Raw genomic sequence first — 18,438 nt, 5'->3', positions numbered from 1 at the left:
TTCCGGAACATGTCTCCTTTCGGACCGCGGCTGCGGTCGATCCGTCGATCTTGGTCAGTTGATCTATGACAGTTCACGACATGGTGGCGTGCATTAGACTGAGAGGGTGAAAGCACCATTCCCACTTTGGGTCAGGACATCATGAAGGAATAGCCAATGCATATCGAAGTCAGTACCGACAACAGTATCGACGGGAGTGAGGCCCTCACAAGCCATGTTACGAAAATCGTTCAGCACGAACTGGCCAACTTGGAAAAGCACATCACCAGAGTCGAAATCCATTTGAGTGACACGAACACCGACAAGACCGGCCCGGACGATATGCATTGCATGCTGGAGGTGCGGCTCGAAGGGCTGCAACCGACGGTCGTCAAGGAATCGGCTGCGACTGTCGAACAGGCCGCCAAGGGCGCCGCGGTGAAGATGAAACATTCGCTGGAGAGCATTCTCGGCAAAAGATCGGACCGTCGCTGAAACTGCCGCGAAGACATGCCGGCACAAAAATATCAGCTTCACTTGGCGGTACGGCCACGTTGGGCGTCGTGCTGGCGTTTACGTAAATCTAGCCTTTTGAGATTGTTGGCGCGGGGCGGTTCCGACCGTGAAGAGGTGCGGTCTCAGAAGTCCCGCTTGCCATGATAGGCGGCCAAAACCAAAATCCGCTGTCAATCGGCACCATATCCCCGTCCACTTTGGCTACGCTGAACAACCGCTGCGCATAGGTGACGCCGGGCAGGATGATCGGTGACTAATTCCTAATGTCGCCAATTTAGAATGGCGCTTTGCCCATGGGGAAAGCGAAGGTTGCAAGGGCACCGCGTTACGACCGTCGCACCGAGTTTCCGCCGGCGATGATCGTGTTGATCAGGTCTGCGACAGCCCGGTGTTTTTCCGTTTCGGCCTCTGATCCGATGGCGTTCTCGTGGGTTGCCGCGGCGTCGCGCAGGACCCCCACGATTTCGTGCTCGGGCAACAACCCGCTATCGTTCAGGGCAAGCAGGAGTGCCTCGCAGATTGAAAGCGCGGCCTGACCTGCGTGCTCGTTTGCCGTGGACATCTGGGTATTCCTTTTATGGCATCTTGAACCGGCAGAGGTGCCAGCCGGGCGCATGCGTACTTTTCGCAGGAATTGTTCTATGTTGGACTGATCGAGAGCAGTCTTCGGTCCGATTTGCGCTCGGACATCCCAACGGCGCGGTAGAAATAGTGACATCAGTTGAGAACAGCCCCCTCACGCGCAAGCTTTCGGCCTTCGTTGCCCTGTCGGAGGTCGAGCTGGCAGTGCTCGAGCGTCTACACCAGCGCCGCCGAACATTCGTTGCGGGGCGCGATATGGTGCATCAGGGCCAGTCTGCACAGGCCGCCTATATCCTGTCGTCTGGTTGGGTTTGTTCCTACAAGATCCAGCCGGACGGAACGCGCCAGATCGTTGATTTCCAAGTGCCCGGGGATTTTCTGGGGTTGCGGAGCATTCTTTTGCGCACGTCGGATCATAGCTTTGAGCCCATCGTGGATATCGAGGCCGCCGAAGTGTTGAGGGTCGACCTTCTTGATGCATTCGCGCAAACGCCGCGCCTCGCAACGGCCGTTCTCTGGGCAGCGTCGAGGGACGAGGCGATGGTCGTGGAGCATCTCGTCGGGATCGGCCGGCGCGATGCGGACGCCCGCATGGCGCATTTCCTGCTGGAACTGGGATCAAGGCTGGCGCTGGTCTGCATGGGCAGCAAGGACGGGTTCGACTGCCCGCTGACGCAGTATCACCTCGCCGATACCTTGGGGCTTAGCTCGGTCCATGTGAACCGCGTTCTGCGGCAGCTTCGCGAGAGTGGCCTGGTCACCTTTCGTGACGGGCATGTGACGTTTCACGACTATGGCAGGCTGGTGGAATTTGCCGAGTTCGATCCGACATATCTGGACCAGACCGGGCCGCTCTTGAAATGAGGGGGCCGCCCTTCTTTGTGCGGTAGGCGGCGCCAGTGATCACGTCAGGCGCTGAAGGTCACGCGAGGCTTGGGGCGACGCGTCGAGTTCCTTGTTGGTCGTGGCATCATTCTTCGCCGAACGCGCCCTTTCTGCGGCCTGAAAGTGCTTCAAGACCGCATCCTTCTGCGGGTCGGAAAGCACCTTGTCCCAAACGGTCTTGGCGGACTTCATTCCGAGAAAAAAAGAAGCGTGCCGACATGCCAACCTTTTGAGGATTGGCATGCCCACACGCTTCTGGGGAACTCGGAAAAATCGCACCGCCAAATATTCGGCGGGCACGTCTCACCTAACGGATGCCGGCGCATCGCTGCACTGACTCAGGTTAGCCCCCGGCGCGCGCCGATGCGGATTTCTGTCAGCGCCCACGGTGAGCACGGGTAACCGGCCGCAGGGCGATACCCCGCTCGCGGAGGTCTGACCCGGTTGTTACAGCGTCTTGGCGCTATTCACGTCACAGTCGTTTGCTGGTGGGAGATTCTCAGCCATCTGTCCTCATCGTGGAGGTATGTGGAGGTGCAGAGCGCTTGGAAGATCGGCACGTCCGGCTTCTCTGCCGAGGCCCGGTAGGTGAGAATCGCGATCTCACCACGCCGCATTATTCCGCGTTCCGCCATGACGACCGAACGCCAACCTGTCCGTTCGCGAAGATGGGTCCAGATATGGTCACCCTGCAGGATACCGGGAGGATAGGGGAAGATCATGACGGCGTCGGTTGCTGTTGTCGCTCTCGCATTGTCCGCGCCGCTGGTCCAGAAGTGTTCTTCCATGTCCCAGAGAACGTCTTGTTGGGGCGGGGAAAGCGTTTCGGCCTCGTGCGCTGCTTGGCCTGGTGTCTTGGCGGTCTGAGAGGAAACGGTCATTCGCCTGACCCCGCCCCGACAATCGTCAGCACTTGAAACAGCACAATGATGATCGTTAGAACCGCCCAGATTGTTCCACTTGTGCCCAAGCGGTGGCCTGTTACCGTCGAGGCCGCCCGCTTCAGGGTATCTGATGCTGGACCTTCGGGGAGCAGTTGGCTCAGATCTTGTGCGACCCTGCCGTGATCGCTTGCGAGCATGGGGACATCCCGAAATCGAGCAAGCAGCGTTCCCAGCCGCGCTCGTGCCGCATCGCGCCCCAGCGTGACCAGTTCAGCGGTTTCTATCCAAGGGTCGAGGCCGAGCCGCGCGAGCGCGGAGAGGACCGTCACGACATATCCGTTCCGGTCCTCGCCGACCGACGCATAGAGAAATCGCTCGAACTCGGGCGGGTGCGGCCTGAGAACACTGGGTTCGGCCATATTCATTCCACTTCTTGGCTAACGGAACGCAAATCGTTCCTGTTTCTCCCAAGGGTACGCGCAGCACGGTTCCGGCGCCCTTACACAGGTCAGTGCTGGCGATTATCGCCGTTGTACCTTTGACCCAGACAGTCGGGTCGAACACTTTGATGCAATCCGAAAACTGGTCCGATGAATTGGCCTGAACTTGGCTTCCTTCGCGGTGCGCCATCGCAAATTGGCGCGCCAACCCCCATGTAGATACTACCGATGTCAAACATCCCGGTCCGGAATGGACGGGGAGGGGGCGTCGGCCAATCAAAGGATCAATGACATGTCCTTCAAGGACCTGACCGCCAGGGCTGCGGTCGCGATGAAGCCGAAGTCTGCGGAGACGGCGAAGACCCCTGCCAAAGAGAATGAGTCCAAGGTCGTCGGCAAGGAAGCGCCAGTGAAATCCAAGACATCTTGAGAGGTGCACAGGCCACGCGCCCCATCCTCAAAGGGGGCGCGGGCCACCCACAGCAACAAGGGAGAGGATCACGCCGATGGAAGATTTGACGAGCAAGACAGTTGTGGCGTTCGCCCGACCGTTCACCGTCCCAGGCTTTGCCGAGACGCTCCCGGCAGGGGAGTACGAGATCGAAACGGAATTGGCTTCACCCCCGGACCAACAGGATCTCGCCGCCTGGAAGGCCTCCGTTCTTGTGAAGCTTCATTCCCGGATATCGCATCCCGGGCTTGAGCGAACTTTGACCGTATCCCTTGCCGACCTGGACCATGCACGCGCCAGAGATAAGCTGACAGGCAAGGCGTTATCCCAGTTTTTCCTGGAAGAAATGCTGGCTGATCCGATGGTGCGTCTCGTGATGAAAGCCGACGACGTCTCCGAGGCGCATCTGCGACATCTCTACTCCGGGCTCGGGACGCCTGATGCCAGCTTGAATGCGCCGACTTCGAAGGCGGCTAGGCGACGGGCGCGGGATGATGAATCAATCCGGGCCGCCGAAAACGAAGGCATGTTCCCACGACCGGAATCACGGTTGCCCTCACGCACCCGCCACGTAGCGGGGCAGATGTGATGGCGAACAAGGCCATCGCCGAGGGTGTAACGCCAGACATCGAGACGGCAAAGGCCTTGGGCGATGTTCCGCAAAAACGCCAATGCCTGCGATGTGATACCTCTTTTCTATAGCCAAGGATTCGGGGAGCGGATCTGCCGGTTCTGCAAGGGGTTGAGCGCTTGGCGAAACGCCGCACCCGTCAGCCCGGGCTCATCCAGCCGCTGCTGATACTAGTAAGAGTGAAGAGCGCTTCGGTTCGAAACTGCTTGCCCATGATCCAAAGATGCGGGGCATCCAAACATGCATGCCGGTCTACATTTTGCTTTGCAAGACAGATGCCCGCTCCTTGATCAGGCCAGATGCCATGACATCGACAACCTTTATTCTGACCAAGTCGCAACCGCGCAGCTTGCTGTCGATGGCCAGGTTAAAGAGCGCTAGTTCGCGGCGGTTCTCGGCAAGCTCAAGCCGGACCCTGATCGCCCAAACATGTTTGGGCTTCAGTCGGCGTTTCTGGCCGACGATGCGCCGCTTGTTCCATGCAGGGCGAAGTGCTCGAATGGCGGGTAAGTTTGGTGATTGCATGACTGATCCTCCGATCCGCCATGCCCTCCCATATCGACAACCCGACGTTGACGATTCATAATATCACGACATGCTGCGACGCATCCGAGGTCTGCTACGAGCCCAATTCGACTCATGATGTGTGAAGCTCGTACGTCCATTATTAGAAGAACGTCACGACCCTCCAACATCTGGTTCTGTTCTGATCGGGATTTTTGGTGGTGTAAATCAAGATGATGGGTATCGGCTGATAGGACTTTTTCGATCCTCAATGGAACTTTACTGGTTTCAAAGCTTTGTATTTCCAGAAAAAATACTATGTCTTTCACAGGGCTGACGCCGATCAAATCAGACCTAACCTCAACAAAGGTCTGCAATGACAGTTTACCTTCACAGCCTTTCGACCGCACTACCCCCACATTGTCTATCGCAATCAGACGTTAGAGAACGTGCATCCGTTATCTTTGGCGATAAATACCCTCAGTTCGGTCGTCTTTCGAAGACCTTTGAAACAGCTGGGATCGACAAACGCTATTCTGTCGTTCCGATCGATTGGTTCTCCGAAGATCACGGCTGGGCGGATCGGAACGCCGCCTTTATTGTCGGGGCAAAGGCGATGTTCATTGACGCCGCACAACTCGCTCTCGCAAATGCTGGCTGGGAAGGATCAGACGTTGATTGCGTGGTAACCGTTTGCTCGACAGGTATTGCTACACCGACACTGGATGCACAGGTTTTTTCCGAGATGGGCTTTCGAGAAGACATCATGCGAGTTCCTCTTTTCGGGTTAGGCTGTGCTGGGGGTGTATCAGGTTTGTCCGTGGCGCAGTCGATTGCGTCAGGTAAGCCGAGTGCAAAAGTTTTACTCGTATTGATCGAGACATGTTCAGTGTCTTTTCGGGCGGATCGACTTCAGAAAGCCGATATAATTGCGACAGTTCTGTTCGGCGATGGATCGGCAGCCGCGTGCATTAGCTCGGTTGCTCCGACGACTGGTAAGGTCGTTTCATTGGGTCAGGGCCATCAGAAAATGTGGCCCGATACGCTTGGCATCATGGGGTGGGACGTAGACGAAAACGGCTTTGGTGTTGTGTTCGACCGCTCGATCCCATCGTTTGTCACCCAAGAGTTTGCGGCTGCAACCGAGGGTGCTTTGAAAGCGGCAAATCTCAATCATGCTCAGATCGACCGCTACGTCTGTCATCCTGGTGGCGCAAAAGTCGTGGATGCCATTGAGGGCGCGTTACACCTTGATCAGGGTTCACTTGTTGCGGAACGCGACACATTGCGGGCGGTTGGAAATATGTCGGCCCCCACAGTAATGTTTGTAATGAAATCTGTTATTGAAGCCGGGACAACAGGTCAAATGATGGCTTGTGCCTTGGGACCAGGCTTTACCGCATCTTTTCTGCCGTTTCATGTCAGCGCGAATGCCGCATGATGGAAACAGCAACAGCGCTCTTTCTCGGTTTCATCCTTCTGCAGCGGTTCAGCGAGCTGGTCATTGCAAAGCGGAACACCGCGCGCCTACTCAGAAAGGGTGCTTATGAGGTTGGCGCGTCACACTATCCAGTGATGGTTGGCATGCATTGCGCTTGGATCGCTTGTCTAATCATCCTTGGCTATGACGAGTCTTGTGCATTTGGTTGGTTGGCCTTGTTCGCTGTCTTGCAAATCTTGCGTCTCTGGATTTTGGGCAGTTTGGGCAGTCGCTGGACAACACGCATCATCATTCTTGAGGAACCGCTCGTCGTGCGTGGACCCTTTAGATATTTCTCTCATCCCAATTACATGCTGGTCGTGACCGAAATAATCGTTGCACCGATGGTCTTAGGACTTGTTTGGGTCGCGGTGTTTTTCACTGTTCTGAATGCGGCGATGTTGTGGGTCCGTATTCGAGTGGAGCATAAAGCACTTGCGCCACTTCGGGCGGCTTAACTTTGGTTTGGGGCATCGGGTTCGGGGCTGAGCGCCTCGGACTTGCAGCCATCAAATTCCCGCGCAGCGCGACTTTATGTTTGTTCGCATTGTTAATCCTAATCGGCAACACTTTGCCACGGCTGTCGTTCGATGATGATATTCACCGTGTTTTTCTATCAGACAGCCCATTGTCACAGGCTCAACGCGCTTATGAGGCTGAACAATCACCGCCCCTAAGCACTGTTCTGATGCATATCACTTCGCCAGACACGCTGGACGCAGAGGACATGACTGCGCTGCGCGATTTGTCGTTGGATATGGAGTTTTTAGAAGGAGTTACGGCTGTTGCGTCGCCTTTCATACTTAGATGGCTGCCAACTCCTGATGCACCGTCCGGCACGCCTCTTTTCGAAACCCCGATTGAACCTGCTTTTGCGAATGATTTGGCGTCTTTTAGGGCGCTTGAAACAGGCTTGCCGACGTTCGTGAATGATAGCCTCACAGCGATTTTGCTCAGCGTGGCGATTAACACTGACCAGACAAAGATTGCCGCTGCGATGTCAGGTATACAATCCGAGTTGGACCGCGCCTTACCCGGAGACCTGTCGGCCAACATTACTGGTGAGAAAGTCATCAGCGCGGAAATCGTGTCGGGATTGAAAGACGACCTGATTGAGTTGAACCTTTGGGGAGCCTTGATCATTACCTTCACGGCATTTGCTCTACTTCGTGACCTGCGGATGGGATTGCTGGCGGTTGTGCCTGCGCTGGTCGGGGCGGCAGGCGTTCTGGCGCTGTCAGTCTGGCTTGGCTATCCGATCACAGTCCTTAGCAACGTGATCCCGATCCTGTTGCTGGTCTTGGGCGTTGCCGACGGCGTGCATCTGACAGGGCACCTTAAAGAACACGGGACGCTGCGAGGGGCCGTGGAGACCGTTGGCCCTGCATGTGCATTGACGGCGCTTACGACGGCTGTTGCGTTCGCCAGTATTACACTGACGGGAAACGCACAGCTTTTTGAATTTGCTGTTCTGGGGGCAATAGGGACGATGCTGTCTTTCGGTATTGTCATCGTAACATTCGCGCTTCTGGGGTGGATTATCCCCTTATCGGACAGGCCGATTCCGCAATTCAGCGCAGTCTTTGCGCGGCGGTTAACCCTGATTGGGGCAGCACGGCCCCGTGTGATGATCGCGTTCTGCATACTTGCTTTGTGTGTTGCGGCATTCGGCTTCAGTCAGACGCAAGCATGGTTCCCGCTTTACCAAAATTTGCCTGTCGACAGCGCAACCTCGGCCACGAATGACGCCATTTCAGATGATTTTGGCGGTGTGTTTCAGACGGTCGTGGAAACGAGCGGCGGTTGGAATGACACCCGTAGTTTGGTCGAAGAACTTGAGGCTGTTAGTGCGCCGGAAACGGTGTTGTCCGAAGTGAATTTTGCCCGCTGGCTGGGCCACCCGGACACTGCCCCAACGCCGCAAGAACTGGAAACGTTGCCAAAGGCATTGGTGGATCAGCTTCGCGGTGGTGAGGATACATCCCGTATCTTTGTGTCCGTGCCAGAGCCAATGCGCAGCGACGACACCTTGGCGCTTTTCGACGCGGTTTACGAAACCGCCCTTGCCGCCGGGGCAGACACGATCATCGGCCTGCCCACCATCATGCGGTATGAAGCCGTCAGCCTTATCGAGCAACTGTCATTGGGGTTGATCGTGGCAGCTCTTGGCGCAACAGCTTTGGTTGCCATTGCGTTTCGCTCAGCGCGCTTAGTTCCTGTGCTTATCATTCCCAATGTCTTGCCGTTGATGATTGCTGGTGCATCGCTGCATCTTTGGGCACAGGGTCAACTCAGTCCCACCGCCGTCCTTGCCCTGACAATCTCATTTGGCGTTGCCATCGATGACACGGTTCACTTTCTGAGCCGGTTTTCAGATGCAAAAGTCACAGGCCAGACTTCCGAGCAGGCGGTCGTGACGGCAACCAAATCGGCAGGACAGGTCATGGTTTTGACCACGCTTTTGTTGACGTTTGGCCTGTCCGTGACGCTGTTCAGTGATTTTACCCCGATCCGTCTGTTTGGGGCCATGATGATCGTCACACTCTGGGCCGCTTTGCTGATTGATCTACTTTTACTGCCTGCACTGCTGACTTGGAAAAGGACCGCGCATGCTTCTGTCTGAGATCACTATCATTTCCGCGGTTGCCCTCGCCTCTGCGGCAATGGCTGAACCTCTTGCTGGCATGGAAGGCACTTGGCGCGGGTCTGGTTGGGCCAAAGAGACGCAGCAAAGCCCTCAGGAAACCGTGCGCTGCCAAATTAAAAACAGCTACGACAGTGCAGGTCTAACCCTCACCCTGTCAGGGCAGTGTGTCGTGCCAGGGCGGCGGTTGACGATATCTGGCACTTTGACGGGATTCGACGGCATGGAAAGAATCACAGGGCGCTGGTCTAATCCAGATGGTATCGGCAGCACGCGGGTTGTCGGGGTACAGTTGGACGATATTGTTGCCTTCAAATTCAATATGACTGATCCTACCACTGGCCGTAATCTTGGCCAGAACGTGGAGTGGCGGGTGTCAGAAGAAGCCCTTCGCTTGCGCTCGACTGATCGTAGCGATCCGACCATCATGATGTCGGATATCTCTTTCACCAGATAGCGCCAGATATGATCATTCGTTGAGCATCATTTCTGAAAGCTGTCATTAGTGAGCGCGCCGATAAGGACCACTAAATCCGCTCCTCGCTTGTCGATACAAAGCGCAGCGAAAGGGCGGTTTTGATCCAGCCCCCGTTTTACCGGACACCTAAGCGGTTTCGGTTTTAGCCCTGATGAAATCACGAGGTGAGTGCCATTTCAGGCCGCTGTGAGGGTGGTTGTCGTTATAGTCCTCGATACAGTCTCCTATCAATTTCAGAACGGTTCCCGGATCCGGCAGCGGAGTGACGCGCACATCGACCGGTGGTTGTGTCTCGAATCTGGTGGAAATTCTCCGGCGGCGTTCTCCGAGTATTGGGATTTGGGCCTGATCAGGCCGCGAGGTCAAGGCTGATCGGGGCAACGGGCTGAGCCAAGGTTTCCCAACCATCTACTTTCCGCATCTGGATCTGGCCCGATGCCATCAGTGCCCAGAGGAGCATCGGCACGGTTTCGGCGCAGGGCAGCACGGTCTGGGTCTTGATGCGACGGCGGAATTCCTCGTTCAGGCGTTCTATGGCGTTTGTCGTCCGTGCCGATTTCCACTGCGACGGGTCCAGCCGGGTGAAGGTAAACAGCCGGTCCCCGGCCTCCTCCAGGCTGTCAGCGACCGCGCGGCATTTCAGGCGCCATTTGCGCAGGAAGGCGTTACGGTGCTTTTCGATTTTTGCCGCAGTGGCGGCATAGATCATGTCGCGGTAATCCTCGGTCAGCTCGTCCTGCATGTGTTTCGGAGCGTGACCGAGAAGGTTACGGTGCTTGTGGACCGTACAGCGCTGGATCGGCAAGTCCTCACCCCAGAGCGCGACCAGCGCGCCCTCAAGACCGGGGGCGCCGTCGACAATGACAAGCTCAGGGCGTTGAAGGTCACGCACATCGAGATCGCCGAGAAACTTGGCCCAGGCCGCCTTGCTTTCACCGCCCATATTCTTAATGGAAAGCAGCACCTTCTGCCCGTCCCGGCGCACGCCGATGGCCGCCAGCACGGAGATGTTCGTGGCTTTCTTGTCCAGTCGCGTCTTGATGACGGTGCCGTCCAAAATCAGACGGACGATGTCTTCGTCGGCCAGGCTGCGCGCGACCCAGGCGTCCCAGTCGACCTTCACCTTGCGCCAGGCGCGGCTGACCACGTCTTTGCTCACAGCGCCCTGAAACAGCCCATACAGAGCCCGCTTCACCCGCCGTGTGTTGGTGCCGGCCAGATAAACTGAGGCAATCAGGGCCTCGGCCTTCTTGGTCAGCCGCTGATAGCGCGGCAGCGCTTTCGAGCGCCATTCGGTAATCTTCCCATCCTGGCCTTCGATACGGGCGCGCGGAACGCTCACCGTTTCCGTGCCGAAAGTGCCGATGAGTTGGCGTTCGCGGCGACCATGCCGGTAGCCCGTGGCTTTGTCGGTGCCACGGTCATACCGGCAGCGTCCCAGAAACGCGTCCAGCTCCTCTTCGAAAACTGCTTCGATCGTGGCACGAATATTCTCTCGCAGCCGATCCTCGATCGGATCATATCCCGCTTCATTGGCCTGTAGCGCGGGCATGCTGATGTCTGTAATCTTTGTCATGGCGTGATCTCCTTGGCGGTTCCAGCCGCCGGTTGGGTGGGTTCAGTTCACCCGGAGATTACGTCACCTTCAAATTTCCACCACCTTCGCGACACGACCCGACCGGTTCACAGAGGTCGAAGGCGGCGGCAAGGATGCCCGACCGGAACTGGCCAAGGCCCTGCATCTGGCAAAGCTCACCGGAGCCATGCTGGTCATCGCCAAGCTCGACCGGTTGAGCCGCAACGCCGTCTTCCTGCTGACATTGCGCGACAGTGGCGTCCGCTTCCTGGAGGTGGACATGCCCGAGGCAAATGATCTGACCGTCGGCATCATGGCCCTCGTGGCGCAGCAGGAACGCGAGGCAATCTCCCGGCGCACGAAGGAAGCGCTGGAAACCCCTCAGCGCACAGCAGGATCACCCGACAGCAGACCGATAATGAACGTGGAGCTTTGTGCCGACGAGCCCGACCTTCTAGAAGACGGCGCTCCTCGTTGCTAAGCACCACCACATCTGCCGACCGCCCAACCATCGCATCACCTCCTGAAATCCAGTTCAGTCAATGATACGAATTACTGTTCCGGGTGACTGGATGAACAACAGGGCCGAGAATTTAAACTTGCTGTTCCGCCGCGGAGAACGCGCCATGCTGTGTTTTCGGCAAATGCGAAGTTTGTAGCAATTTGTCTCCGCTCATACCTCAGTTCATAATCATTTCGAGCTCAACCGTGACGCTGCTATCGGCGGGTGCCGCCAGCTCCGTTCAGTATAATTTCCTACTCTTAACGGTTAACTGAAACTGGTTTGAATTGGTCAGAAACTGCCCTCGACCCCTATAGAGTCTCGATTACCGCCGCCTCGCCCTGTCCGATGCCGACACAGAGGCTGACCACCGCGTAGCGCTTGCCTGTCTCACGCAGAGACCGCGCCGCAGTAAGCGCCAGCCGCGCACCCGATGCACCAAGCGGATGGCCAAGCGCGATGGCTCCGCCATTCGGGTTCACGCGCGGATCGTCCGAGTCGATCTTTAGCCCCTTGAGGCAGCCCAGAACCTGCGCTGCAAAGGCTTCGTTAATTTCGATCACGTCCATATCCGCGAGGGTCAGACCGGCGCGCGCGAGCGCCGTCTGGATTGCCGTGACCGGCCCCAATCCCATGACCCGCGCAGGCACGCCGACGGCGGCGGAGGAAATAATGCGCGCCAGCGGCTTCACGCCTGCGCGCTCGCAATATGCGGCGCTGGCGAGGGCGACCACGCAAGCTCCGTCATTGATGCCCGACGCGTTGCCGGCTGTGACGACGCCATCCGCACCGAGCGGACGCAGAGCGGCGAGTTTGTCGAGACCGGTGTCCGGGCGGGGATGTTCATCCGCAGGGACGATCACCGGCTTGCGCCCTGGCACGGTGGTCGGTGTGATTTCGTCGTCAAAGAACCCGCGGGCGAGGGCTTGCGCATAGGCCTGTTGCGAGCGATGCGCAAAGCGGTCGCTGGCTTCGCGGCTGATGCCGTATTCCTTGGCAACGTTCTCGGCGGTTTCTGACAGGCTGTCGTCGCCAATCCGCTCCAGCAGCGCCGCATTGGGAAAGCGCCAGCCGAGGGTTGAATCGTAACTCTGTACGGTGCGGTCGAACGCGCGCGTCGGCTTGGCCGTGACGATCGGGGCGCGGCTCATGCTCTCGGCCCCGCCTGCGATCAGCAGGTCTGCCTCACCGCAGGCGATCATGCGGCGCGCATCCAATATGGCGGCAAGGCCGCTGGCGCAGAGGCGGTTGACCGTGCGCGCCGGAATCGTGTCGGGTAAACCGGCGAGCAACGCCGCGTTTCGGGCGAGGTTACGGCTGTCCTCGCCACCCTGGTTGGAACAGCCGAGGATGACCTCCTCGACCCGTTCGGCGGACAGACCCATCCGCGCGATCAGCGCCGCGATCAGGTTGCCGGCCATGTCGTCTGGGCGCAGCGCGGACAATGACCCGCCATAGCGGCCAAAGGGCGTGCGCAGCCCGTCGCAGAGATAGGCGTCGTTCAGGGTCGTAGGGCTCATGCTCACACCTTCGTTTCGGCGGACGCCCAATAGGGGTCGCGCAGCACGCGTTTCAGGATCTTGCCCGTCGGGTTGCGGGGAAGTTCGTCGACGAATTCATATGAGCGCGGTTTGAGGTAATCGGCCATGTTGGCCGCACAATAGTCGCGCAACTCCTGTTCGCTCAGGCTTTGGCCGGGGCGCAGGCAGATGATCGCCTTGAGGGTTTCACCCCATTTCGGGTCGGGCACGCCGATCACCGCCACGTCCGAGATCGCGGGGTGTTGTTGCAGCACGTCCTCGACCTCGCTGGGATAGATGTTCTCGCCGCCGCTGATCACCATGTCGGTGCGGCGGTCCACGAGGTAGAGATAGCCGTCATCGTCCAGCCGACCCATGTCGCCGAGCGAGAACCAGTCGCCCTGGAATGCCGCCGCGGTTTTCTCGGGGTCGTTGTAGTAGCCGCTGAACAGGGTCGGTGTGCGGATGTAGATTTCGCCGGTCTCGCCCATGGGCAGGGTTCTTCCCTCAGTGTCCATGATCCGCACCTCGACGTCACGCACGGGCCGCCCGACGCTGCGGGTCTTGTGGCGCAGTTCCTCCGGGGTGATCGTGGCGATGATGCGGGTTTCGGTCGCGGCGTAGAATTCATGCAGGACCGCGCCGAATTTCTCCAACACGTCGTTTTTCAGGCCCGTCGGCAGGGGGGCGCCGCCACTGATCAGGGTCTGCATCGACGCGGTGCGGGACCGGTCGAAACCGGGGGCTTCCAGCATCATGCTGAACATGGTCGGCACGTAGAAACCGGTGGTGACCCCGTGCCGTTCGATCAGCGAGAGGCACTCTTCGGCATCGAATTCGCGCATCACCACCGTCGTGCCGCCAAGATAGATCTGCAACTGTGCGAAATCGCGCGGGGCGGAGTGCCAGAAATAGCCCGGGTTGAGCGACACGCCGGTTTCGTCAAAGCGGTATTGCAGCGTTTTGTAGAGCATGCCGACGACAATTGCGCGGTGGCTGACGATCGCGGCCTTGGCGCGCCCCGTGGTGCCGGACGTATAGCCAAGGTAGAGTGGATCCTCGGGCGAGACGATGGTGTTCGGTGGCGTGTCCTCGCCGCTCTCCATGATGCGTTCGTAGTTTCGTGCGCCACCTTCGATGGCGTGCATAATGATGGTCCTGGGAGCGAGGGCGCGCGCCAGGACGGCGGGAATTTCGGCCAAAACCGCCTCAAACTCGGGGTCGAGAAAGATACCGGAAACCTCGGCATGGGTCAGCCGCATCGCTACCTCGGCGGGTTTCAGGCGGTGGTTGATCGGGACCATGCAGATCCCGTTCAGCGCCAGCGCGAAGGACAGTTCCAGATACCAATGGCTGTTGCGGCCCAGCACCGCGATGCGATCCCCCTGAGCATAGCCCGCCGCCGTCAGCGCGTTAGCCATTTTCTGCACACGTGACAGCAGCTCGCGATGGGTCCAGCTTTGACCCTCGAAGATGATCGCGGGCTTGTCGGGGTAATGCATCGCGGTGTGTGTCAGGGATTTGCCGAGAATCATGTGTCACCGGTCCTTTCGTAGTCGTCGGTAGCGGATTGGTCGGATGGCTTGATCGCGCGCATGATCAGCACGATCACGAACGCGACCGCGCCGGTGATCACGAGGTAGATCGGAAAATCGGTGAACTGCATCCCGAGATAGGCGGGCACGAACAGGGCGGCAAGGAGACAGAGAAACACCAGCCACTGGATGAACGCCTTCATGGGGCCACCTCTGCCGATTGTGAACTGCGCGCGCGGCGCAGATGCAGCGACAGAACCGCCGCCGCGCCGATCAGCGCCCCGGTGCCAAGCCAGATGTCCGGCGATACGAGCAGGAGCGCGGCGATGGCGAAGGCCAGCCGCTCCCACCATTTCAGTGGCGCTTCGATGTACCCCTGGATGGCCGCCGTGAAGGCCATGACCCCCGCGAGCGCGGTCAGTGTCGCAAGGATGATCGACACTATTGATCCGTCGAGCAGCAGCGCCGGTGTATAGACGAACATGAACGGGATGATGAAGGACACCAGCCCCATCTTGGCGGCCGTCCAGCCAGTCTGCCACGGATTTGATCCGGCGATGCCGGCGGCCGCGTAGGTGGTCAGCGCTATGGGGGGGGTCACGCCGGACAGTGCGCCGAAATAGAACACGAACAGGTTGGCTCCCATCGCAGTCACGCCCATGTCGATCAGCGACGGCACCACCAGCGCGGCCAGGGTAATGTAGATGATCGTGGTCGTCATCCCCATGCCCAGCACGATGCAGATCAGCATCGTCATCAGCAGACCCGGCAGCAAATTGCCCTGCGCCACTTCGAGGATCAGCCGCGAAAACCGGCTGGCCAGCCCCGAGAGATCCATCGATCCGATGATCAGCCCCGCCGCCGCACAGGCGATCACGATCGGAATAGTCGCGCGCACGCCGTTTTCCAGCGCCGCGATCACGTCGGCGGGCTTCAGCCGGGTTTCGGGGCGGAACTGCACCACGATCAGCGTCACGATCAGCGCGGCGACCCCGGCGACCATCGGCGTGAACCCCATCATCAGCAGGATGATGATCGCCAGCAGCGACAGCAACAGGGGCCAGCCGCGACGCAGCTCGGGCCCGACCTTGGGCAACTCGCTCTTGGGTATGCCGACAAGGCCACTTTTGCGGGCGTTGAGGTGGATCATCATGAACAGCGCAAAGAAGTAGAGGATCGCCGGAATGATCGCCGCCAGCGCCACGTCGCCATAGCTTATGCCGGGGATGTACATAGGGATGATGAAGGCCGCGGCCCCCATGATCGGCGGCATGATTTGACCGCCATTTGATGCGATCGCTTCGATCGAGGCGGCGGTGCGCGCGTTGAAACCCGAGGATTTCATCAGCGGGATGGTGAACGAGCCCGAGGTCACGACATTCGCCGTGGTGCTTCCCGAAAGCGTGCCGTAAAGGCCGCTGGCCAGCGCCGCAGCCTTGGCCGGCCCGCCGCTCATCCAGCCGGTAGCGGAGTAGGCGACATTGGTGAAAAACTTGCCCGCGCCCGAGCGCACCAGCACGGCGCCGAACAGCATGAACGCGATGATGAAGGTCGAGGCGACCGAGATCGGTATGCCCAGCATCCCGTCGGTGTCCATCGTCAGATACGAGATCAGCGAGTTGTAGTCGGTCGGCGCGGCATAAAAGATACCGGGATAGTGCGGTGCATAGATCGCATGAACCATGAAAAAGAGCGGGATGATCACCAGTGCAAAACCGACTGTGCGCCGGATCGCCTCAAGCACCACCGCGATCAGCAGCGTACCGTTGATGACGTCGGCCGTATTCGGCAGGCCCGAACGCATCGCCAGCCCGTCGATGTCGCGGATCATGTAGGTATAGCAGCCCAGCGTCACGAGGATCAGCGCCAGATCGACCAGCGACAGCCACCGCAGCGGCTCGCGCCAACTGTGACGGCCCAGCGGAAACACCAGAAAGGTGAGCAGCAAGAACAGAACGACATGCGTCGTGCGGTGGCGAAACGCTTCGGCGACGCCGAACATGCCGCCGGATATGTGATAAAGCGCCGTGCCGAAGGTTAGGCCCGAAATCAGCAACACCAGCCAGCCCGGAACCGCACGCGGGGCGGAATTCAGCCAGACGTCTGATGCATTGCTTTCTTCAAAGTGAATCGCCACGGGGCACTCCTTGAACGCGGACAGGACAGAGGGCGGGAGGCCCCTTGCGATTTTCCTGACAAGGGGAAAAACGGAAAAGGCCGGTGCATGGGGAAAGGGCGCGGCGGGATCGGTGGGGGCGCAGGGATCAACCCCGCGCCCGCGCCGGGCTTACCAGGCGCCCTTTTCTTCAAGGTACTTGATCGCGCCATCATGGAACAGCATCGGCCCGTCCTTGAGCCCGCTTGTCGCCAGCTCGACGTTCAGCGACGGCCCACCGCCCATGAACTTGTTGAGGTCGGGGTCTTCGTAGATCATTTTGGTGATCTCATATACCATTTCATCGGGCAAATCGGCGGATACCACGAAGATGGACCACATGACCGGCACGGGGAAATCGCCTGCAACGCCCGGATAGGGATCCTTGGGATAGGTCATCTGCACATACGCGCCCTTGGGCGTGAGTTGCTCCATCGCGATATCGACCTCTTCCTGCGTATAGGGTGGGATGTCGATGCCGGGGATTTCCGACAGTTGCAGCAGAAGCGGGCTGGGCACCGACCCGTAATACATGAACGCATCGAGGCGGCGATCCTGCATCATGTTGGCTGCATCCTTGAGCCCGAGGAACTGCATCTGCCCGCCATTTTCGGCAAGGCTCTCTTCGGTGATGCCCTTGGTTTCGAGGATCTGCATCGCAATCTGCGCGGTGGACCATTCGCGTTTTCCGGGGCTGACGACCTTGCCTTGAAGGTCGGCCATCGATTCGATGCCGGCCCCCTTGCGTGCGACCGCATGCAGGAAGGCGGGGTAGAACGTGCCGATCAGACGCACGTTCTGATGCTCTTTGTCGAACCCAGCGGTGCCGGTCCACGCCTCAAGCGACACGGGCGTAAAGCTGAGGCCCATCTGCGCCTGACCCTCGCTGACGAGCATCTGGTTCTTCTGCGATCCGCCGGGCACGTTGCTGAACGTGGTGCCGGGATATTTCTGTTGCAGCTTTTCCGAAAGCTGCGTGGCAAAGGTGTGCCACAATCCACCGGGTGAGGTGGACAGGATCTTGAAGAACTCGGGGTTCTCCTGCGCGGAGGCCGCGCCGGGCGCGGTGATAACCGCACCGATGGCGGCCGCACGGGCCAATCTGGAAAGTGTTTTGAACATGTTTTTCTCCCTATTTTATTGCTCTTGATGTTCGATGCGGTCCGGCCTGCCGCTCCTCCTTGGCGGGCCGGTCCATCGTTATGATCTGATCGGTAGCGTATCAGGGAATTCGGCCATCGCCTGGCCGACGGCGACACGGTCCCCGTTCTGGTTGGACACCGAGATGTCGAACAACACCCAGCGCCCCTTGTCGGTTTCGCGTTTCTCGCTGACCGTTGCGGTCGGCGTGATCGTATCATTCGGCTTTACCGGTTTGAGCCACTTGGTTTCGAGTCGGCGATGATAGCCGCCGCGCTCCATCAGCCAGTCGGTCAATGTCCGGGTGATCAGCGCGAAATTCTGCATGCCATGCATGATGACGCCGCCGAAATTCGTCTTGCCGAAATCGCCATCCATGAAATTGTCGTCGAAATGCAGCGGGTTAAAGTCGAGGGACGCCTCAGCGAAACGTTTTATCGTCTCGCGGGTCGGCTGAAACGATGTGCCGGTGATGCTGTCGCCTTCGTTGATGGCGGCGAAGGCCTGTTCTGCGGTTGTGGTCATGTTAACGTTCC

Annotated in this window: 20 protein-coding genes and 3 pseudogenes; 10 read left to right on the top strand and 13 right to left on the bottom strand. The window is 58.8% G+C overall.

Features of this window, described 5'->3' with window-relative positions; all coding sequences use genetic code 11:
* The first annotated feature begins 156 nt into the window (after nt 1-156).
* The gene (locus tag O3306_RS18300; protein ID WP_272010000.1) at nt 157-474 is read left to right on the top strand and encodes an HPF/RaiA family ribosome-associated protein; all 318 of its coding nucleotides are present in this window, start codon (nt 157-159) and stop codon (nt 472-474) included.
* A gap of 346 nt (nt 475-820) precedes the next feature.
* On the opposite strand, the gene O3306_RS18295 is transcribed toward O3306_RS18300, so the two are convergent.
* Nucleotides 821-1,057 (bottom strand): hypothetical protein, encoded by a 237-nt coding sequence (locus O3306_RS18295; RefSeq protein WP_272009998.1) that lies wholly within the window; start codon nt 1,055-1,057, stop codon nt 821-823.
* A gap of 149 nt (nt 1,058-1,206) precedes the next feature.
* Here O3306_RS18295 and O3306_RS18290 point away from each other — a divergent pair, with 149 nt between their 5' ends.
* Complete coding sequence (locus O3306_RS18290) at nt 1,207-1,941, top strand: Crp/Fnr family transcriptional regulator (protein ID WP_272009995.1); 735 nt, start codon at nt 1,207-1,209, stop codon at nt 1,939-1,941.
* Nucleotides 1,942-1,980: 39 nt separating this feature from the next.
* On the opposite strand, the gene O3306_RS18285 is transcribed toward O3306_RS18290, so the two are convergent.
* The 3 genes from O3306_RS18285 to O3306_RS18275 all read right to left on the bottom strand — a co-directional run bounded on the left by O3306_RS18285 (nt 1,981) and on the right by O3306_RS18275 (nt 3,271).
* Nucleotides 1,981-2,154, bottom strand: coding sequence for a hypothetical protein (locus tag O3306_RS18285; protein WP_272009992.1), 174 nt, complete (start codon nt 2,152-2,154; stop codon nt 1,981-1,983).
* 275 nt (nt 2,155-2,429) lie between these two features.
* Entirely contained in the window at nt 2,430-2,843 is a 414-nt protein-coding gene (locus O3306_RS18280; RefSeq protein WP_272009990.1) for a hypothetical protein, read from the bottom strand.
* Entirely contained in the window at nt 2,840-3,271 is a 432-nt protein-coding gene (locus O3306_RS18275) for a hypothetical protein (protein ID WP_272009988.1), read from the bottom strand. Before O3306_RS18275 ends, O3306_RS18280 begins: the two co-directional genes overlap by 4 nt.
* A 307-nt stretch (nt 3,272-3,578) precedes the next feature.
* On the opposite strand from O3306_RS18275, the gene O3306_RS18270 reads away from it, so the two are divergent.
* The gene (locus O3306_RS18270) at nt 3,579-3,716 is read left to right on the top strand and encodes a hypothetical protein (protein ID WP_272009986.1); all 138 of its coding nucleotides are present in this window, start codon (nt 3,579-3,581) and stop codon (nt 3,714-3,716) included.
* 76 nt (nt 3,717-3,792) lie between these two features.
* Nucleotides 3,793-4,326, top strand: a complete 534-nt coding sequence (locus O3306_RS18265; RefSeq protein ID WP_272009983.1) for a hypothetical protein — start codon at nt 3,793-3,795, stop codon at nt 4,324-4,326.
* 300 nt (nt 4,327-4,626) lie between these two features.
* Here the strand turns inward: O3306_RS18265 and O3306_RS18260 are convergent.
* Nucleotides 4,627-4,893 (bottom strand): annotated as a pseudogene (locus O3306_RS18260) (integrase); the annotation flags it as partial.
* Between the two features lie 355 nt (nt 4,894-5,248).
* Between O3306_RS18260 and O3306_RS18255 the strand changes: the two are divergent.
* The 4 genes from O3306_RS18255 to O3306_RS18240 are packed head-to-tail and all read left to right on the top strand — an operon-like array spanning nt 5,249 to nt 9,453.
* A complete protein-coding gene (locus O3306_RS18255; RefSeq protein WP_272009981.1) occupies nt 5,249-6,313 on the top strand; it encodes a type III polyketide synthase in 1,065 nt (354 codons plus the stop codon).
* On the top strand, nt 6,310-6,810 hold the full coding sequence (locus O3306_RS18250) for an isoprenylcysteine carboxyl methyltransferase family protein (protein ID WP_272009978.1): 501 nt from the start codon (nt 6,310-6,312) through the stop codon (nt 6,808-6,810). The genes O3306_RS18255 and O3306_RS18250 overlap by 4 nt, the downstream gene beginning before the upstream one ends.
* 2 nt (nt 6,811-6,812) lie before the next feature.
* Complete coding sequence (locus O3306_RS18245; protein ID WP_272009976.1) at nt 6,813-8,975, top strand: efflux RND transporter permease subunit; 2,163 nt, start codon at nt 6,813-6,815, stop codon at nt 8,973-8,975.
* Nucleotides 8,962-9,453: a hypothetical protein gene (locus O3306_RS18240; protein ID WP_272009974.1), complete on the top strand. Its 492-nt coding sequence runs from the start codon at nt 8,962-8,964 to the stop codon at nt 9,451-9,453. Before O3306_RS18245 ends, O3306_RS18240 begins: the two co-directional genes overlap by 14 nt.
* Nucleotides 9,454-9,600: 147 nt before the next feature.
* On the opposite strand, the pseudogene O3306_RS18235 reads toward O3306_RS18240, so the two are convergent.
* Nucleotides 9,601-9,747, bottom strand: a pseudogene (locus O3306_RS18235) (IS3 family transposase); the annotation flags it as partial.
* Nucleotides 9,748-9,823: 76 nt separating this feature from the next.
* On the bottom strand, nt 9,824-11,050 hold the full coding sequence (locus O3306_RS18230; protein WP_272009972.1) for an IS256 family transposase: 1,227 nt from the start codon (nt 11,048-11,050) through the stop codon (nt 9,824-9,826).
* 73 nt (nt 11,051-11,123) lie between these two features.
* On the opposite strand from O3306_RS18230, the gene O3306_RS18225 reads away from it, so the two are divergent.
* Both O3306_RS18225 and O3306_RS22470 read left to right on the top strand, forming a co-directional pair.
* On the top strand, nt 11,124-11,531 hold the full coding sequence (locus O3306_RS18225; protein WP_272010040.1) for a recombinase family protein: 408 nt from the start codon (nt 11,124-11,126) through the stop codon (nt 11,529-11,531).
* 82 nt (nt 11,532-11,613) lie between these two features.
* Nucleotides 11,614-11,802, top strand: a pseudogene (locus O3306_RS22470) (IS6 family transposase); the annotation flags it as partial.
* Between the two features lie 61 nt (nt 11,803-11,863).
* Here O3306_RS22470 and O3306_RS18215 read toward each other — a convergent pair.
* The 6 genes from O3306_RS18215 to O3306_RS18190 all read right to left on the bottom strand — a co-directional run bounded on the left by O3306_RS18215 (nt 11,864) and on the right by O3306_RS18190 (nt 18,427).
* Nucleotides 11,864-13,072, bottom strand: coding sequence for an acetyl-CoA C-acyltransferase (locus O3306_RS18215; RefSeq protein ID WP_272009970.1), 1,209 nt, complete (start codon nt 13,070-13,072; stop codon nt 11,864-11,866).
* 2 nt (nt 13,073-13,074) lie between these two features.
* Nucleotides 13,075-14,607 (bottom strand): class I adenylate-forming enzyme family protein, encoded by a 1,533-nt coding sequence (locus tag O3306_RS18210; RefSeq protein WP_272009968.1) that lies wholly within the window; start codon nt 14,605-14,607, stop codon nt 13,075-13,077.
* Entirely contained in the window at nt 14,604-14,810 is a 207-nt protein-coding gene (locus tag O3306_RS18205; RefSeq protein WP_272009965.1) for a hypothetical protein, read from the bottom strand. Before O3306_RS18205 ends, O3306_RS18210 begins: the two co-directional genes overlap by 4 nt.
* A complete protein-coding gene (locus O3306_RS18200; RefSeq protein ID WP_272009962.1) occupies nt 14,807-16,744 on the bottom strand; it encodes a TRAP transporter permease in 1,938 nt (645 codons plus the stop codon). The genes O3306_RS18205 and O3306_RS18200 overlap by 4 nt, the downstream gene beginning before the upstream one ends.
* Nucleotides 16,745-16,894: 150 nt before the next feature.
* A complete protein-coding gene (locus tag O3306_RS18195; RefSeq protein WP_272009960.1) occupies nt 16,895-17,884 on the bottom strand; it encodes a TAXI family TRAP transporter solute-binding subunit in 990 nt (329 codons plus the stop codon).
* A 78-nt stretch (nt 17,885-17,962) separates the two neighbouring features.
* Nucleotides 17,963-18,427, bottom strand: coding sequence for a MaoC family dehydratase (locus tag O3306_RS18190; RefSeq protein ID WP_272009958.1), 465 nt, complete (start codon nt 18,425-18,427; stop codon nt 17,963-17,965).
* Between the last annotated feature and the right edge of the window lie 11 nt (nt 18,428-18,438).

The organism is Roseovarius sp. ZX-A-9 (genome assembly GCF_028369135.1).
In the GTDB taxonomy this organism is placed as follows: domain Bacteria; phylum Pseudomonadota; class Alphaproteobacteria; order Rhodobacterales; family Rhodobacteraceae; genus Roseovarius.
This window is presented reverse-complemented; position numbering and strand designations above follow the sequence as displayed.

Bases quoted from the DNA above. Each gene is read 5' to 3' on its own strand.
- O3306_RS18300 (WP_272010000.1), top strand. From the start codon at position 157: ATGCATATCGAAGTCAGTACCGACAACAGTATCGACGGGAGTGAGGCC.
- O3306_RS18295 (WP_272009998.1), bottom strand. From the start codon at position 1,057: ATGTCCACGGCAAACGAGCACGCAGGTCAGGCCGCGCTTTCAATCTGC.
- O3306_RS18285 (WP_272009992.1), bottom strand. From the start codon at position 2,154: ATGAAGTCCGCCAAGACCGTTTGGGACAAGGTGCTTTCCGACCCGCAG.
- O3306_RS18280 (WP_272009990.1), bottom strand. From the start codon at position 2,843: ATGACCGTTTCCTCTCAGACCGCCAAGACACCAGGCCAAGCAGCGCAC.
- O3306_RS18275 (WP_272009988.1), bottom strand. From the start codon at position 3,271: ATGAATATGGCCGAACCCAGTGTTCTCAGGCCGCACCCGCCCGAGTTC.
- O3306_RS18270 (WP_272009986.1), top strand. From the start codon at position 3,579: ATGTCCTTCAAGGACCTGACCGCCAGGGCTGCGGTCGCGATGAAGCCG.
- O3306_RS18265 (WP_272009983.1), top strand. From the start codon at position 3,793: ATGGAAGATTTGACGAGCAAGACAGTTGTGGCGTTCGCCCGACCGTTC.
- O3306_RS18255 (WP_272009981.1), top strand. From the start codon at position 5,249: ATGACAGTTTACCTTCACAGCCTTTCGACCGCACTACCCCCACATTGT.
- O3306_RS18250 (WP_272009978.1), top strand. From the start codon at position 6,310: ATGATGGAAACAGCAACAGCGCTCTTTCTCGGTTTCATCCTTCTGCAG.
- O3306_RS18240 (WP_272009974.1), top strand. From the start codon at position 8,962: ATGCTTCTGTCTGAGATCACTATCATTTCCGCGGTTGCCCTCGCCTCT.
- O3306_RS18230 (WP_272009972.1), bottom strand. From the start codon at position 11,050: ATGACAAAGATTACAGACATCAGCATGCCCGCGCTACAGGCCAATGAA.
- O3306_RS18215 (WP_272009970.1), bottom strand. From the start codon at position 13,072: ATGAGCCCTACGACCCTGAACGACGCCTATCTCTGCGACGGGCTGCGC.
- O3306_RS18210 (WP_272009968.1), bottom strand. From the start codon at position 14,607: ATGATTCTCGGCAAATCCCTGACACACACCGCGATGCATTACCCCGAC.
- O3306_RS18205 (WP_272009965.1), bottom strand. From the start codon at position 14,810: ATGAAGGCGTTCATCCAGTGGCTGGTGTTTCTCTGTCTCCTTGCCGCC.
- O3306_RS18195 (WP_272009960.1), bottom strand. From the start codon at position 17,884: ATGTTCAAAACACTTTCCAGATTGGCCCGTGCGGCCGCCATCGGTGCG.
- O3306_RS18190 (WP_272009958.1), bottom strand. From the start codon at position 18,427: ATGACCACAACCGCAGAACAGGCCTTCGCCGCCATCAACGAAGGCGAC.